This window comes from Sphingobium sp. FW305-3-2-15-F-TSA7 (genome assembly GCF_058787155.1).
Map to the genome: position 1 here is coordinate 19,131 of NZ_JBYSZM010000030.1, position 14,954 is coordinate 34,084.

16 protein-coding genes are annotated in these 14,954 nt (G+C 65.7%); 11 read left to right on the forward strand and 5 right to left on the reverse strand.

Going from position 1 to position 14,954, the window contains the following annotated elements; genetic code table 11:
* Nucleotides 1–20: 20 nt before the first annotated feature.
* Nucleotides 21–1,631: a phosphoenolpyruvate carboxykinase gene (locus AC3WN8_RS21430; protein WP_492671519.1), complete on the reverse strand. Its 1,611-nt coding sequence runs from the start codon at nt 1,629–1,631 to the stop codon at nt 21–23.
* A gap of 204 nt (nt 1,632–1,835) precedes the next feature.
* Between AC3WN8_RS21430 and AC3WN8_RS21435 the strand changes: the two genes are divergently transcribed.
* Genes AC3WN8_RS21435 through AC3WN8_RS21470 form a run of 8 tightly spaced genes read left to right on the forward strand, consistent with a single transcriptional unit; the run spans nt 1,836 to nt 7,717 of the window.
* Nucleotides 1,836–2,540: a response regulator transcription factor gene (locus AC3WN8_RS21435; protein WP_492671520.1), complete on the forward strand. Its 705-nt coding sequence runs from the start codon at nt 1,836–1,838 to the stop codon at nt 2,538–2,540.
* The gene (locus AC3WN8_RS21440) at nt 2,515–4,092 is read left to right on the forward strand and encodes a sensor histidine kinase (protein WP_492671521.1); all 1,578 of its coding nucleotides are present in this window, start codon (nt 2,515–2,517) and stop codon (nt 4,090–4,092) included. The genes AC3WN8_RS21435 and AC3WN8_RS21440 overlap by 26 nt, the downstream gene beginning before the upstream one ends.
* Complete coding sequence (locus AC3WN8_RS21445) at nt 4,089–4,523, forward strand: HPr kinase/phosphorylase (RefSeq protein WP_492671522.1); 435 nt, start codon at nt 4,089–4,091, stop codon at nt 4,521–4,523. The genes AC3WN8_RS21440 and AC3WN8_RS21445 overlap by 4 nt, the downstream gene beginning before the upstream one ends.
* Entirely contained in the window at nt 4,520–5,446 is a 927-nt protein-coding gene (gene rapZ / locus AC3WN8_RS21450; RefSeq protein WP_492671523.1) for an RNase adapter RapZ, read from the forward strand. The genes AC3WN8_RS21445 and rapZ overlap by 4 nt, the downstream gene beginning before the upstream one ends.
* A gap of 23 nt (nt 5,447–5,469) precedes the next feature.
* The gene (locus AC3WN8_RS21455; RefSeq protein ID WP_492671524.1) at nt 5,470–5,874 is read left to right on the forward strand and encodes a PTS sugar transporter subunit IIA; all 405 of its coding nucleotides are present in this window, start codon (nt 5,470–5,472) and stop codon (nt 5,872–5,874) included.
* Nucleotides 5,871–6,143: an HPr family phosphocarrier protein gene (locus AC3WN8_RS21460; protein ID WP_492671525.1), complete on the forward strand. Its 273-nt coding sequence runs from the start codon at nt 5,871–5,873 to the stop codon at nt 6,141–6,143. Before AC3WN8_RS21455 ends, AC3WN8_RS21460 begins: the two co-directional genes overlap by 4 nt.
* 11 nt (nt 6,144–6,154) lie before the next feature.
* The gene (locus AC3WN8_RS21465; protein ID WP_492671526.1) at nt 6,155–6,958 is read left to right on the forward strand and encodes a TrmH family RNA methyltransferase; all 804 of its coding nucleotides are present in this window, start codon (nt 6,155–6,157) and stop codon (nt 6,956–6,958) included.
* 51 nt (nt 6,959–7,009) lie between these two features.
* Complete coding sequence (locus AC3WN8_RS21470) at nt 7,010–7,717, forward strand: META domain-containing protein (RefSeq protein WP_492671527.1); 708 nt, start codon at nt 7,010–7,012, stop codon at nt 7,715–7,717.
* Nucleotides 7,718–7,753: 36 nt separating this feature from the next.
* Here the strand turns inward: AC3WN8_RS21470 and AC3WN8_RS21475 are convergent, their stop codons facing one another.
* Nucleotides 7,754–9,133, reverse strand: coding sequence for a DNA recombination protein RmuC (locus AC3WN8_RS21475; protein ID WP_492671528.1), 1,380 nt, complete (start codon nt 9,131–9,133; stop codon nt 7,754–7,756).
* A gap of 134 nt (nt 9,134–9,267) precedes the next feature.
* Here AC3WN8_RS21475 and AC3WN8_RS21480 point away from each other — a divergent pair, with 134 nt between their 5' ends.
* Entirely contained in the window at nt 9,268–9,732 is a 465-nt protein-coding gene (locus tag AC3WN8_RS21480; RefSeq protein WP_492671529.1) for a hypothetical protein, read from the forward strand.
* A gap of 143 nt (nt 9,733–9,875) precedes the next feature.
* Here the strand turns inward: AC3WN8_RS21480 and def are convergent, their stop codons facing one another.
* Both def and recR read right to left on the reverse strand, forming a co-directional pair.
* Nucleotides 9,876–10,409, reverse strand: a complete 534-nt coding sequence (gene def, locus AC3WN8_RS21485) for a peptide deformylase (protein ID WP_492671530.1) — start codon at nt 10,407–10,409, stop codon at nt 9,876–9,878.
* Between the two features lie 143 nt (nt 10,410–10,552).
* Nucleotides 10,553–11,149 (reverse strand): recombination mediator RecR, encoded by a 597-nt coding sequence (gene recR, locus AC3WN8_RS21490; protein ID WP_492671531.1) that lies wholly within the window; start codon nt 11,147–11,149, stop codon nt 10,553–10,555.
* Nucleotides 11,150–11,202: 53 nt separating this feature from the next.
* On the opposite strand from recR, the gene fmt reads away from it, so the two are divergent.
* Together fmt and truA are read left to right on the forward strand one after the other, a co-directional pair.
* Entirely contained in the window at nt 11,203–12,105 is a 903-nt protein-coding gene (gene fmt, locus AC3WN8_RS21495) for a methionyl-tRNA formyltransferase (RefSeq protein ID WP_492671532.1), read from the forward strand.
* Complete coding sequence (truA, locus tag AC3WN8_RS21500) at nt 12,102–12,842, forward strand: tRNA pseudouridine(38-40) synthase TruA (protein ID WP_492671533.1); 741 nt, start codon at nt 12,102–12,104, stop codon at nt 12,840–12,842. Before fmt ends, truA begins: the two co-directional genes overlap by 4 nt.
* Nucleotides 12,843–13,043: 201 nt before the next feature.
* Here truA and AC3WN8_RS21505 read toward each other — a convergent pair whose 3' ends face one another.
* Nucleotides 13,044–14,945, reverse strand: coding sequence for an XrtA/PEP-CTERM system amidotransferase (locus AC3WN8_RS21505; RefSeq protein ID WP_492671534.1), 1,902 nt, complete (start codon nt 14,943–14,945; stop codon nt 13,044–13,046).
* Nucleotides 14,946–14,954: the final 9 nt, after the last annotated feature.

A 14,954-nucleotide genomic window follows, 5' to 3' on the forward strand; every position in this document is an offset into this window, starting at 1 on the left:
CCGGAAGCGACCGGGCCGGATCAGGCGGCGGTTTCGAGCGCCGATGGGGCGGCTTGCCTCACCCCTTCATCGACATGGCTTTCGAATTGCGCGAAATTGTCGATGAATTGCCGGACCAGCTTTTGCGCGGTGGCGTCGTAGGCGTCCTTGTCCGCCCAGGTCGACCGCGGATCGAGGATCGCGCTGTCGACGCCCGCCACCGCCACCGGAACCTCGAAACCGAAATTCGGATCGGTGCGGAATTCGGCATCGTTCAGGCTGCCGTCGAGCGCGGCGTTGAGCAGTGCGCGGGTCGCCTTGATCGGCATGCGGTTGCCGGTGCCATAGGATCCGCCGGTCCAGCCGGTATTGACCAGCCAGCAATCGACATTGCCCTTGGCGATCCGTTCCTTGAGCAGATTGCCGTAGACCGAAGGGTGACGCGGCATGAAGGGCGCGCCGAAACATGTGGAGAAAGTCGCGGTCGGCTCGACCACGCCGATCTCGGTGCCGGCGACGCGCGCGGTATAGCCCGAGAGGAAGTGGTACATCGCCTGGTCCGGCGTCAGCTTCGCGATCGGCGGCAGCACGCCATAGGCGTCGGCGGTCAGCATGACGATGTTGCGCGGCACCGGCCCCATATTCTGCTCGGACGCATTGGGGATGAATTCGATCGGATAGGAACCGCGGCTGTTCTCAGCCAGGCTGTCATCGTCCAGATCGATCTCTCGCGAGACAGGATCGATCACGACATTTTCGAGCACGGTGCCGAAGCGCTTGGTCGTCGCGAAGATCTCGGGCTCAGCCTCGGGCGAGAGGCGAATCATCTTGGCGTAGCAGCCGCCCTCGAAATTGAAGACCGCGGTGTCCGACCAGCCATGTTCGTCGTCGCCGATCAACGTGCGCGACGCGTCGGCCGAAAGCGTCGTCTTGCCCGTGCCCGACAGGCCGAAGAACACCGCCGTATCGCCCTTGGGGCCGATATTGGCCGAGCAATGCATCGGCATGATGCCGTCGACGGGCAGCTTGTAGTTGAGGATGCCGAACACCGATTTCTTCATTTCGCCGGCATAGGCGGTGCCGCCGATCAGGATCAGCTTCTCGGTGAAGTTGACCGCGATCACCGTTTCCGAGCGGCAGCCATGGCGCGCGGGGTCGGCGCGGAAGCTGGGCAGATCGATGATCGTGAATTCGGGAACGAAGCCACGCAGCACCTCAGCTTCCGGGCGCACGAGCAGCGTCCGGATGAACAGGCTGTGCCACGCGAATTCGGTGACGACGCGCACATTGACGCGATGTTCGGGCTGCGATCCGCCGAACAGATCCTGGACGAACAAGGTCTCCTTGTCGGCGACCGCCGCCAGAAAATCGGCCTTGAGCGCCGCGAACTGCTCGGGCGTCATGCCGCGATTGGTGTCGCCCCACCACACGCTCGCTTCGGTCTCGGCATCCCTGACAATGAACTTGTCCTTGGCCGAGCGGCCGGTATGTTTGCCCGTCTCGACGACCAGCGGGCCATCCTTGGCGAGGACACCCTCGCCGCGGCGGACCGCCAGTTCGACCAGCGGCGCGGTGCCCAGATTCCAGTGGAGTTGGGCGCCCGTCCTGATCCCCTGTGCGTCGAGCGTGAAATCGGGGGTGCGGTCGGTCAACGCGTGTCTCCTGATACAATAAAGCCGCGCCCTTTCGTCGGGTGCCGGCGTCCGATGCCCCGCGCATATCGGCTGCGGATGGCATGGTCAAACCTCCGTCCGGCCTGACAGCGCAGTCATGTGCGATTTGCGGGACGACGCGGCTTGCTCTACACCCCGACGAGCTGAATCCTGACGGATCAGGGGCCAGGGAGCTGTTCTCGAATGTCCGCCACGATCGCGCTCGTCGATGACGACCGGAATATCCTGACCTCGGTGTCGATCGCCCTCCAAGCCGAGGGTTTCATCACGCGACTCTATACCGATGGCGAGAATGCGCTGAAGGCGCTGACCGAGAATCCGCCCGACCTGTGCGTTTTCGACATCAAGATGCCGAAGATGGACGGGCTCGAGCTGCTGCGGCGGCTGCGCGAGAAGAGCAATGTGCCCGTCATCTTCCTCACGTCGAAGGACGACGAGCTCGACGAAGCGCTCGGCCTCGCCATGGGCGCCGACGATTATATCGCCAAACCCTTTTCCCAGCGCCTGCTGATCGCGCGAATCCGCGCGATCCTGCGCCGGACCGAGCTGGCGGCACAGCCCCAGGGCGGCGAGGAAGAGCCGGTGGAACTGCTCGTGCGCGGCCGGCTCGAAATGGATCCCGCGCGCCATCGCGTCGTCTGGGCCGGCGCCGAAGTCACGCTGACCGTCACCGAATTCATGATCCTCGAATCACTGGCGCGCCGCCCCGGCGTGGTGAAGTCGCGCGACCAGTTGATGGATGCGGCCTATCAGGAAGACATGTACGTCGACGACCGCACCATCGACAGCCATATCAAGCGCCTGCGCCGCAAATTCCGCCAGGTGGACGACGCCTTCGACGCCATCGATACGCTCTACGGCCGTGGCTACCGATTTACCGAAGAATAACGAGGGCGATCTTTCGCTCGCCTGGTCGGGTCGGCTGTCGCTGACCCGCAGGATCCTTGCGGTCAACATCTTTGCGCTGGCGCTGCTTGCCGGGGGGTTCTTCTACCTCGACAGCTATCGCGCGCGCCTGGTCGACAGCCGCCGCGAACAGGTGGCGCGCGAGATCGAGCTGATGGCGCGCGCGCTCGACATCGCCCGTCCGGCGGATCGCGACGGCCTGCTCCTCTCGCTCGCACGCGAGGGCAATGGCCGGCTGCGGCTCTATGCGACCGACGGTACGCTGGCCGTCGACAGCTGGGTGCTTGGCGGCCCCAATTACACGCTGCGCGATCCCGACGCGGAGCCATGGGAACGGCATGCGGCACGCTTCCTCGATCGCGCGATCGACGCCGTGGCGGGCGCGGATCGCCCCGCCCCCTATGTCGAGCCGACCCCCGATCACGGCCAGTCCTGGCGCGAGGTCACGGCCGCCAATGCCAGTCGCGGCGCAAGCACCGCGGTGCGGCTGGCGCCCGATCGAACGCTGATGATATCCGCGGCGATCCCGCTGCCCCATGCCGAGCGCGGCACGCTCTTCTATGTCGAGAATGCGCGCGACATCACGCGCATCGTCCGCGCCGAACGTTTTCGACTGGGCGTGGTGATCGCCGTCGTCGCCCTGCTCTCCGTCCTGCTCTCGCTGTTCCTCGCGCGCACGATCGTCCGGCCGCTCCGGCGGCTGGCCTGGGCGGCGGTGCGTGTCCGGCTGGGCCGCGCGCGCGATGTCGAAGTGCCTCGCCTGCCCGAGCGCCGCGACGAGATCGGCATGCTGGCGCGCGCGCTCGCCGATATGAGCCATGCGCTCAACATGCGGATCGACGCGATCGAGGCGTTCGCCGCCGATGTGACGCATGAGCTCAAAAACCCGCTCGCATCGCTGCGCTCGGCGGTCGAAGGCCTGCAGACGGTCAAGGATCCGGGGCTTCAGGCGCAGCTCCTCGCGATCGTCCAGGACGATGTCCTCCGGCTCGACCGGCTGATCACCGACGTCGCCGAGGCGTCGCGGCTCGACGCGCAATTGTCGCGCGCGCCGTTCGAGCCCGTCGATCTCGGCATATTGATCGAGACCATCTTGAAGAGCCGCGAGGCGCGCGGCACCGACGGCGCGGTTCCGATCGCCTTTGCCCGCCCGCGCAAGGGCAGCGCGGTGGCGCGCGGCGACGCATCGAAACTGGCGCGCGTCGTCGAGAATCTGCTCGACAATGCGGTCTCCTTCTCGCCACCCGGCGGGCTGGTGCGGATCGACGCCACGCATTCGGGCGAGCAGATCCTGATCTCGGTCGAGGATGAGGGGCCCGGCGTGCCCGAGAGCGCGCGCGAAACGATCTTTCGCCGTTTCCACAGCGATCGGCCGGAGAATGACGGGTTCGGCCGCCATTCCGGCCTGGGACTCTCGATAGCCAACACGATCGTGGACGGGCATAATGGCACCATCGTCGTGCAGGATCGCTCCGATTCCGGCCCCGGCGCCCGCTTCGTCGTGACCCTGCCCGCCGTGGAGACACCGGCTTGACCCCGCTTTCGACCGAATTGCTGCATGCCTCGACCGTCGCGATTGGCGGCCGCGCCGTGCTGATCGAGGGCGTGTCCGGATCGGGCAAGTCGGATCTCGCGCTGCGGCTGATCGATCGCGGGGCGGAACTGGTGAGCGACGATTATACGCTGGTGCAGCGCCTTCCCCAGGGGCTCACCGCCGCCGCGGCGCCCAATATCGCCGGCAAGATCGAGGTCCGCGGGATCGGCATCGTCGAACTGCCCTATCGCGAGAATGTGCCGGTCGCGCTGCTCGTCACGCTGAGCGCGCCGCCCGAGCGGTTGCCCGAGCCCGGGCGCAGCCGATCGATCATGGGAATCGAGGTGCCCTGCATCATCCTTGCGGGACTCGAGGCATCGGCGCCGCTCAAGGTCGAGTTCGCGCTCGGCCAGCTCGGCGCCGGGCGATGACCGAAGCGCCGCGCCCCAAACGGATCCTGCTCGTCACCGGCATGTCCGGTGCGGGCAAGTCGACGGTGATGAACTGCCTGGAGGACATGGGCTGGGAAGCGGTCGAGAATCTGCCGCTCGGCCTGCTCGACCGGCTGCTCGCAGCGCCCCAGGCCCTGGATGCCCAGGGCGACGATCGTCCGCTCGCGCTCGGCATCGACAGCCGCACGCGCGGCTTCGACCCCGACCGGATCATCATGCGCATCAAGCAGTTGCGCGAGCTTCATGGCCATGACGTCGAGACATTGTTCCTCGATTGCACCGGCGCCGAACTCGAGCGCCGCTTTTCCGAGACACGGCGGCGCCACCCGATGGCGCAGGATCGTCCTGTCTCGGACGGAATCGCGCGCGAGCGCGAGCTGATGGGGCCGCTGCGCCACTGGGCCGAGCATGTCATCGACACGACCGAGACCCAGTCCAACGAACTGCAGCAACAGATTCGCGCGCGATTCGGCGGCGCACGCCCGGAGGAACCGACGATCACCGTCATGTCCTTCGGCTATTCGCGCGGCGTTCCGCGTAGCGCCGATCTGGTGTTCGACATGCGATTCCTGCGCAATCCGCACTGGAACCTGACGCTGCGCCCCAAGACCGGGCTCGACGAGGCGGTGGGCGCCTATGTCGCCAAGGATCCCGCTTATGATCAGGCGTTGCGGCAGATCGAATCGCTGCTGCTGCTCCTCCTCCCGCGCTATGCGCAGGAGGGAAAATCCTATCTTACCATCGCGTTCGGCTGCACCGGCGGGCGCCATCGCTCGGTCCATGTCACCGAACGCGTGGCCGCAAGGTTGCGCTATGCGGGTTTTTCCCTCACGGTCGCCCACCGCGATCTAGCCTCCAAGCCGCTGGACGCGATGGAGGGAGCGCCGAAAGCTGGCTCATGAGTTTCAAAAGCAGGTCTGGATAGATGATCGGATTGGTGTTGGTTACCCATGGCCTTCTGGCGAAGGAGTTCGTGGTCGCCATGGAGCATGTCGTTGGCCCGCAGGAGGCTATTCAGCCGATCTGCATCGGCCCGGACGATGACATGGACGTGCGCCGCAAGGATATCGCGCGCGCGATCGCCGAAGTCGATCGCGGCGATGGCGTCATCCTGCTGACCGATCTGTTCGGCGGCACGCCGTCGAATCTGGCGATCTCGCTGATGAAGACCGGCCATACCGAAGTGATCGCGGGCGTGAACCTGCCGATGCTGATTCGGCTTGAAGGGGCAAGACGAACGATGAAGGTGAAGGATGCCGTGGCCGCCGCGCGCGAAGCGGGGCGCAAATATATCAGTGTCGCCTCCGAAGTGCTGGGCGAATCGGTTTGACCCCGATCGCGCGCACCGTCCTGATCACGAACAGGCGCGGGCTGCATGCGCGCGCCAGCGCCAAGTTCGTCACGCTCGCCAGCCAGCAGAGCGCGGCCGTCGAAGTCGAGAAGGACGGATCGGCGGTCACCGGCACGTCGATCATGGGCCTGATGATGCTGGGCGCGGCGATGGGCGACAGCGTCACCATCCGCGCCAAGGGCGACGGCGCCGAAAAGGCGGTGCAATTGCTGGCGGAACTCGTCGAAGCGAAATTCGGCGAAGAATGAGCCTTTGATCGATGCCGCGCGAGATTACCGGATTCTCGAACGAGACCGTCAAGCGCGTCCGTTCGCTGCGCGACAAGAAGCATCGCCGGCAGGAAGGGCTGTTCCTGGCCGAGGGCCTGCGCATCCTGGCTGAAGCCGAAGAGGCCGGATTTCTGCCCGAAATGCTGTTCTACGCGCGCGATTCGGCCGATCACCCGATCGTGCGCCGGCTGATCGCGACCATCGAGGCAGCGGGCGGCGACGTGATCGAGACGATCCCGGACATTCTCCACAAGCTGTCGGGCAAGGAGAATCCGCAGGCCGTGATCGGCGTCTATCGCGAACGCCCGACCCCGCTTGATGCCATCGACCGGACCAGCGCGAATATCTGGCTGGTGGCGCAGGCGCTGCGCGATCCCGGCAATCTCGGCACGATGCTGCGCACCGGCGACGCGGTCGGCGCCGGCGGACTGATCCTGATCGACGATTGTGTCGATCCCTTCTCGGTCGAGGCGGTGCGCGCGAGCATGGGCGCATTGTTCACGCAGCAAATCGCCACGGCGCGCTGGGCGGATTTCATCGCCTGGCTGCGGACCGGGCCGGGATTGCTCGTCGGCACCAGCCTCAATGCCAGCCATGATTATCAGGCGCCGCGCTACGAACGGCCGACCTTCATCCTCACCGGCAACGAAGCGCGCGGCCTGCCCGCCGACTATGAGGCCGAATGCGATCTGCTGGTGAAAATGCCGATGCTCGGCAAGGCCGACAGCCTCAACGCCGCGGTCGCGACGGCGGTGATGGCCTATGAAGTGCTGAACCAGCATCGCAAGGGGTGATTATCCCGACAGCGGGAGGGAACTTCGATCGAAGCTCGTTGTTCAACCGATATGAAACGCCTGCTTCCGCTGACTCTTGCCCTGCTTGCGGGCTGCACCGTCATTCCCAAGGGTGATGCGCCAACCGAGCTATCACAGCCCGCGGCGACATACAGGGCGCTCGGCACCGAACCGGGCTGGACACTGAAGGTCACGCCCGGGCGCCTTTATTATGAGGGCGACTATGGCGCGACGAAGATCGACACGCCCCGACCGGAACCGCGCACCACGTTCAACGGCCATCGCTACGAAACCGCACGACTGACGGTGGACGTGACGCACAGCCAGTGCAGCGACGGCATGAGCGACCGGCTCTATGAGGACAGCGTGACCGTGACGGCGGACGGAAAGACGGTGAAGGGCTGTGGCGGCGCGATCCTGTCGCCGCAGACGCTGGAGGGAACCAACTGGACGATCCTGCGGGTGGGCGAGATGGACGCGCTTGCCGACCGGCCGGCCAACATCGCCTTTGCCGACGGCCGCATATCCGGCACCACCGGCTGCAACCGCTTCTCCGGCCCCTATGACGTCAACACCACCGCGCTGACGCTCGGCGCCATCGCCGCGACCAGAATGGCCTGCCCGGGCACCGCGATGGAACAGGAGACCAAGCTGCTCGCGATCCTCAAGGGCACGCTGGGCATGACGTTCCGCAACGGCGAGACGCTGATCCTGACCGGCACGAACGGGCGGACGGTGGTGCTTCAGCGCAAAAACTGACCTGTCGCTCCAGCGAAAGCCGGAGCCTGTGCATGCCTACTCCGCCGCCTCCGGCCGCTCGTCATCCTCCGGCATCGGCAGCAGGTCCATCGGTGCGCGCGCCAGCGTATCGACGCTCTCGATCGCCTCGATCTCGCGCGACCCGGTCTCGACGTTCAATTCCTTGAACTTGCGCCCGGTCACCAGCACGCGCCCTTCGAAGCTCGCGACGAACTTGTTGTAATTGTCGACCGCGCTGTTGAGGCCGCCGCCGACGCGCTTGAGATGTCCGGCCGCGACCGAAAGCCGCTCGAACATCTCCTTGCCGAGCGTCGCGATCTGCTGCGCTTCCTCGGCCAGCTTCTCCTGGCGCCAGACGCTGGCGACGGTGCGCGCGATCGCGACGAGATTGGTCGGCGTCGCGAGCAGGACGCGCCGGTCGAACGCCCAGTCCCACAGCCCGTCGTCCTGCTCCAGCGCGGCGGACAGGAAATGCTCGCCGGGGATGTACATCACGACATAATCGGCAGCCTTGCCGAAACGCTCCCAATAGCTTTTCTCGCCGAGTTGCCGGGCGTGATTGCGGATCGACGCAGCGTGGAGCTTGAGGTGATGGACGCGCGCCGCCTCATCGACCTCGTCGCTCGCATCGAGATAGGCATTGAGCGAGCATTTCGCATCGATCACGAGTTCGCGCCCACCCGGCAGGCTGACGACGACATCGGGCCGGAGCCGGCCATCATCGGTATCGACCGAAACCTCCGACCGGAAATCGGCATGCGGCGACAGTCCCGCCTGTTCGAGCACGTTGCGCAGCGACTGTTCGCCCCAGCGCCCGCGCGCCTTGGGGCTCGAACGCAGCGCATTGACCAGCCGCGCAGCCTCGTCCTTCACCTGCCCCTGGCCGAGACGGACCTGTTCGACCGCCTCGCGCAACTCGCGATAACTGCCCACCCGCTCCTTCTCGACCTGCGCCAGACCGTCCTCATATCGCTTGAGCGTGGTCTGGACGGGTTGGAGAAGCTGCTTGAGCCGCTCTTCGCTTTTCTCGCCGGCCTGGTTGAAGCGCTGGTCGGCACGCTCGAGAAAGACGCGCTGCGCTTCCTGAAGCAGACGGGCGCCAACCTCGCTGAACTGCGCCGACAGCGCTTCCTTCGCCTCGATCAGCGCCTTGATCTGGTCCTGCAGCGCACCTTCCCGGGCATCGCGCTCGGCGCGGAGCCCGGCCGCCTCACCCTGCGCGACGGCGAGCGATTCGCGCAGCTGAGGCACGTCACGCGCGCGTTCCTCCATCGCCGCGAGATCGGCGACCGCACGGCGGAAATCCTCGAGATACCGGTCGCGCTCCGCACGCGCGGCAGCGCCGCCGCGGCTGCCCAGCCACCAGCCGACCAGGATCGCCCCGACGATCGCAATCAGCGCCACGGCTTCGCTCATGAGTGCCTCAAAAAGAACATTCAGAGAACTTTGCCCGCTCGCTCGCGCTTTTGCAATGCCCGTCGGCGCGCCCCGGTCGATGATCGCCACGACCATGCGGTGGAAACAAGATGCGGCTGGGCCGTTGAAAGCGCATGAAACCGATCGTCTTCGCCCTGATCCTGCCGACGCTCGCCGCGTGCGGGCAGGATGGCCCGCAACGGACCCCGTCAAATGGTGCGGTCACCGTGCAGATCACCGAGCCGTCGACGCCAGCGCCGCCGATCGACGCGCGGAGGCAGACGCAAGCACCACAGCCGGAAGCGGCACCGGAGGCGCGGCCGCACTTCGCGGGCCTATGGGCAGTGGATGCGGCCAGCTGCAAATCTCCGCCCTGGAACTTCACGGTGCGCGACCTGACGACCAAGGGTGAGGTCTATTGCAGCTTCAAGCGCGTGGAGCCCGTAGCAGGAGGCTATGACATCGCGACACTCTGTTCAGCCGCGGGCGATGAAGTGTCGGAAACGATGCGATTACGCCTCAAGGACGCGGGCAACCGCATGACGGTTTCGAGCGACCAGACCTATAAACCGATCGATCTGATGCGCTGCGACAGCTAGCGTCCGATCCGTACGGATCGAAAGTCCTCGCACCGTCATTCCCGCGAAAGCGGGAATCCCGCTTCTTCTTTCTGATGCTTCACGGAAAAGCTGGATCCCCGCGTTCGCGGGGATGACACGGGATAATTGATCCAGCTGCGACCTCAGGCGGCCCGCCGCTCCTTGCGCGCCTTGGCGAGCTTCTTGAGGATCATGTCCTTCTTGAGCCGCGAAAGATGGTCGATGAAGAGTACGCCTTCGAGGTGGTCCATCTCATGCTGGAGGCAAGTCGCAAGCAGGCCCTCCAGCCGTTCCTCATGCGGCTTGCCGTCATAGTCCAGCCAGCGTGCCGTCACCGTCGCCGGGCGTTCGACATCGGCATATTGATCGGGAACCGACAGGCAGCCCTCGGTATAGACCGACAGATCCTCGCTGGGGTCGACCAGTTCGGGATTGATGAAAACCATCGGCCGGCGCACGGGCGGCCCATCCTCTTCCTCGGGTTCCTGCAGGTCGATGACCAGCACGCGCTTGGGCACGCCGACCTGGATCGCGGCCAGGCCGATACCCGGCGCGTCGTACATCGTCTCGAACATGTCGTCGATCAGCGCGCGCAGTTCATCGTCGACGGTCTCGACCGGCTTGGAGATGATGCGCAGCCGTGGATCGGGCGTCTCTAGGATGGGAAGAATAGCCATTTTGCTGATGTAGAACGCGATCCCGGCATTTTCAATTGCCGTCTCGCAGGGCGCGGCCCGCGTCAAATCGACATCAATTCGAATATAATTTCTTTATTATCAGTTCGATAAGACAAGATACTACCATGATATGGAAGAAATGGTCAGCTGACCGGCCGCCGGGCCCGCAAGGCCTGGGCCAGCGTCCCCTCGTCGAGATAGTCGAGTTCGCCGCCCACCGGCAGGCCGTGCGCCAACTGGGTAAGGCGCACGGGAAAGCGTTCGAGCCGCTCGGCGATATAATGGGCCGTGGTCTGCCCCTCCAGCGTGGCATTCATCGCCAGCACCACTTCGTCTATACCGCCAGCCTCGACCCGGCGGAGCAATTTGTCGATCGACAGATCCTCCGGACGGATTCCCTCGAGCGCGGAAAGACGCCCGCCAAGCACATGAAATTTACCGGGAAATAGCCTAGAACGGTCGAGCGCCCAGAGATCGGACACTTCCTCGACCACGCACAGCGCCCGCGCATCGCGTCGCGGATCGACACACACGCTGCATGGATTGCCGGTATCGACATTGCCGCAGATTTCGCAGGTCGACAGCCGTTCGCTGACCGCCTCCAATGCACGCAGCAGCGGCAGCATCGCACCTTCGCGTTTCTTCATCAGATGCAGGACCGCGCGCCGCGCCGAACGCGGCCCGAGTCCGGGAAGCCGTGCCAGGGCCTGCGCGAGCGCTTCGATTTCCTGCGATGCCATATGCTTCACATAAGGGCTTGCGCTGCCACCTGCCAAGCGGTTGAGAGGACGGCATGCGTATCGCTTTCATGGGAACCCCCGACTTCGCCGTGCCGACGCTCGATGCGCTGGCCGCCGCCGGGCATCAGATCGTCGCGGTCTACAGCCAGCCACCCCGCCCCGCCGGCCGCGGCAAGGCATTGCAACCTTCCCCCGTACACCGTCGCGCCGAAGCGTTGGGCATTGCCGTCATGACGCCATTGTCACTCAAACTGCCGGAAGAGCAGGAGAAATTCGCAGCGCTGGATCTCGATGCGGCGGTTGTCGCAGCCTATGGGCTGATCCTGCCCGGCGCCATATTGCGCGCGCCGCGCCACGGCTGCCTCAACGTCCACGGATCGCTGCTGCCGCGCTGGCGCGGTGCGGCGCCCGTCCAGCGGGCGATCCTGGCCGGAGACGAACGCACCGGCGTGACGATCATGGACATGGAAGCGGGACTCGACACCGGCCCCATGCGCGCCACCGTCGAGATCGATATGGATGGCAAGACGGCAGGGATGCTGACCGATGAGCTGGCCGCCAAGGGCGCCGCGCTGATGGTCCGCGTGCTGGCCGACGCGGCCGCATATCCCCCCGTCCCCCAGCCCGAAGATGGCGTGACCTATGCGCGCAAGATCGAAAAGGCCGAAGCACGGCTCGACTTTGCCGATGCCGTCATCGCCGAGCGGCAGGTCCGCGCTTTCAATCCGGCGCCGGGAGCCTTTTTCGAACTGATGGGCGAACGCGTCCGGATCCTCGCCGCCCATGTCGAGCCGGGATCGGGCCCGGCCGGCACGGTGATCGACGACGCGCTCGGCATTGCCTGCGGCTCGGGCGTGCTGCGGCCGTTGCTCGTCCAGCGCGCGGGCAAGGGCGCGATGACGCCTGCCGAATTTCTGCGCGGCTATCGCATTCCCGTCGGCACGCTGCTCGGATGACGCGCTTCGCGCTCACCGTGGAATATGACGGCCGCCCCTTCATGGGCTGGCAGCGCCAGGCGCATGGGCCAAGCGTGCAGCAGGCGATCGAGGAAGCGGCAAAGGCCGTGACGGGCGAGACCGTCGCGGTCCATGCCGCCGGACGCACCGATGCCGGTGTCCATGGCCTGGCGATGCGCGCGCATCTCGACATCGCCAAGCCGTTCACGCCCTTTCGCCTGATGGAAGCGCTCAATGCCCGGGTGCGGCCACACCCGATCGCGATCCTGGCCTGCGAAGCGGTCGCCGACGACTGGCATGCCCGCTTCTCCTGCATCGGCCGCCGCTATGTCTATCGGATCGTCACGCGGCGGGCGCAGCTTGCGCTCGATGCCGGCCGCGCCTGGCGGATCTCGCCACCGCTCGATGCCGCGGCGATGCACGAGGCGGCACAGGCGCTGGTCGGCCTGCATGACTTCACCACCTTCCGTTCGGTCCATTGCCAGTCGGACAGCCCGGTCAAGACACTCGATCGCCTCGACGTGGTGCGCGACGGCGACCGCATCGATATCCACGCCGCCGCGCGATCCTTCCTGCATCATCAGGTGCGCTCGATGGTCGGATGCCTCGCATTGGTCGGCCAGGGCAAATGGAGCGCGCAGGATCTGCGCGACGCACTGGAGGCCAGGGATCGAGGGGCGCTGGGCCTCAACGCGCCGGCCGACGGGCTGTATTTCGCCGAGGCGGTCTATCCGTGACGCGAGCATGGGCTGGGTGACGATAATGCCTCCAGCTTGTCATCCCCGCGAAAGCGGGGATCCAGCTTTTCCGTGAAACATCAGAAAGAAGAAGAAGAAGAAGAAGAAGCGGATCCCCGCTTTCGCGGGGATGACATCGTAAGAACAGCGTAACACCCTTTACGCAGAGACCCGGCGGAAGCACGCCTTAGTGACGAGCTATTACCGCCCCATCCCGAAGAGCCGGGTCAGCGACTTGTCGAGCATCATGAGCTGCCATAGCAGCCGGCCATGGTCGCTCCGCCCGCTCAGATGCGCGCGCACGACGTTTTCGAGCGCTGCGGCATCGAACCAGCCGGTTTCCGCCAAGGCGGCGCCGCGCGCGATGCGTTCGGCCTCGCCCGCCAGCGGCCCGCGGAACCAGGCGCTGATCGGCGTCACGAAGCCCATCTTGCGGCGATACAATATGTCGTCGGGCAGATAGCGGCGCATCGCGCGCTTCATCAGCCATTTGCCTTCGCCGCCGTGCAGCCGCATCGACACAGGCAAGGTTGCCGCGAATTCGATCAGGCGATGGTCGAGCAGCGGTTCGCGCGCCTCCAGGCTCACTGCCATGCTCGTCCGATCGACCTTGGTGAGGATATCGCCGGGCAGCCAGATCTTGAGATCGGCATATTGCGCACGATCGAGCGGGTCGTGCGCCGGGGCGTCGCGCATCGCCGCCTCGATCCGCGCTTCCGCACGGTGGCCGCCGAGCAGACGCCGGGTCTCGTCGGTGTAGAGGCGATGGCGTTGCGCCGGTGTCGTCACGCCGACGGCCAGCGCATAGGCCTCTTCCCCCGAGCGCGCGAGGCCAAGCAAAGTCGTCTTGGCCCGCAATGGCCGCGGCGCCCAGTCCGCTTTGGGATAGGCAACACCCAATCCGCCAAAAACGCGCTTTCTCAGCGATTTCGGAATGAAAGCCCGAATACGCTCTTCGGCGTGCTGGAACCGATGGCGGCGATAGCCGGCAAAGGCCTCGTCCGCGCCGTCGCCCGACAAGGCGACCGTCACGCTTTCGCGCGCCAGTTCGCAGACACGATAGGTCGGCAGCGCGGAGGCATCGGCAAAGGGTTCGTCGAACGCATTCACCAGAACATCCGCCAGCGCGAAATCGTCGGCGGCGACGATACGCTTGCGATGGTCGGTCGCAAAACGCGCCGCGATCAGTTCGGCATGGCGGGTCTCGTCGAGATCGGCCTGGTCGAAACCGATCGAGCAGGTCTTGACCGCCTGCGCGCTCGCCTCCGCCATCAACGCGACCACCGACGAGCTGTCGACCCCGCCCGAAAGAAAGGCGCCGAGCGGCACGTCCGCGACCATGCGTGACGTCACCGCCTGGCGCATGCGTTCGACCAGCTCTTCTTCCAATGCGCGCGTCGATCCGCCCGCGCGGCGGCTGAAATCGACATCCCACCAGCCAGTCGGTGCGGGCATGCCCCTGCCCCGCTCGATCAGCAGATAATGGCCCGCGGGCAGTTTCTCGACACCCGCGACGAGGCAGGCATCGTCGGGCACATAGCCCAGCCCGAGAAAATCCTCGACCGCGCGGACATCGGGTGCGCGACGCAGCAGCGGATGCGCCAATATCCCCTTCAGCTCCGACGCGAAGATCAGGCTGCCGTCCGACAGGCGCGCATGGTGGAGCGGCTTCACCCCCAGCCGGTCGCGCGCGAGCAGCAGGCATTGCCGCCCGGCGTCGAACAGCGCGAAAGCGAACATGCCGTGGAAGCGCTGAAGGCACTGGACACCCCATTGCCGCCAGCCATGCAGGATCACTTCGGTATCGCTGTCGGTGCGGAAGACATGGCCGAGCGCCTGAAGCTCCTGGCGCAATTCCGCGAAATTATAGATCTCGCCATTATAAGTGACGGCGATCCGGCCATCCTCGGTGATCATGGGCTGGGCGCCGCCACCCAGATCGATGATCGACAGGCGCCGATGGCCGAGGCCGACGCCGGGCGCAGTCCACACCCCCGAGCCGTCCGGCCCGCGATGCGCGAGTACGTCGGTCATCATCGTCACCCGCGCCGGATCGACCGGCTTGGGCGTATCGAGATGGAAGATGCCCGCGATCCCGCACATGGTGTTGGG

What these genes read in the sequence shown, in the direction of transcription:
- AC3WN8_RS21435 (WP_492671520.1), top strand. Translation starts at nt 1,836, where the DNA reads ATGTCCGCCACGATCGCGCTCGTCGATGACGACCGGAATATCCTGACC.
- rapZ (WP_492671523.1), top strand. Translation starts at nt 4,520, where the DNA reads ATGACCGAAGCGCCGCGCCCCAAACGGATCCTGCTCGTCACCGGCATG.
- AC3WN8_RS21455 (WP_492671524.1), top strand. Translation starts at nt 5,470, where the DNA reads ATGATCGGATTGGTGTTGGTTACCCATGGCCTTCTGGCGAAGGAGTTC.
- AC3WN8_RS21465 (WP_492671526.1), top strand. Translation starts at nt 6,155, where the DNA reads ATGCCGCGCGAGATTACCGGATTCTCGAACGAGACCGTCAAGCGCGTC.
- AC3WN8_RS21470 (WP_492671527.1), top strand. Translation starts at nt 7,010, where the DNA reads ATGAAACGCCTGCTTCCGCTGACTCTTGCCCTGCTTGCGGGCTGCACC.
- AC3WN8_RS21475 (WP_492671528.1), bottom strand. Translation starts at nt 9,133, where the DNA reads ATGAGCGAAGCCGTGGCGCTGATTGCGATCGTCGGGGCGATCCTGGTC.
- AC3WN8_RS21480 (WP_492671529.1), top strand. Translation starts at nt 9,268, where the DNA reads ATGAAACCGATCGTCTTCGCCCTGATCCTGCCGACGCTCGCCGCGTGC.
- def (WP_492671530.1), bottom strand. Translation starts at nt 10,409, where the DNA reads ATGGCTATTCTTCCCATCCTAGAGACGCCCGATCCACGGCTGCGCATC.
- recR (WP_492671531.1), bottom strand. Translation starts at nt 11,149, where the DNA reads ATGGCATCGCAGGAAATCGAAGCGCTCGCGCAGGCCCTGGCACGGCTT.
- fmt (WP_492671532.1), top strand. Translation starts at nt 11,203, where the DNA reads ATGCGTATCGCTTTCATGGGAACCCCCGACTTCGCCGTGCCGACGCTC.
- truA (WP_492671533.1), top strand. Translation starts at nt 12,102, where the DNA reads ATGACGCGCTTCGCGCTCACCGTGGAATATGACGGCCGCCCCTTCATG.
- AC3WN8_RS21505 (WP_492671534.1), bottom strand. Translation starts at nt 14,945, where the DNA reads ATGTGCGGGATCGCGGGCATCTTCCATCTCGATACGCCCAAGCCGGTC.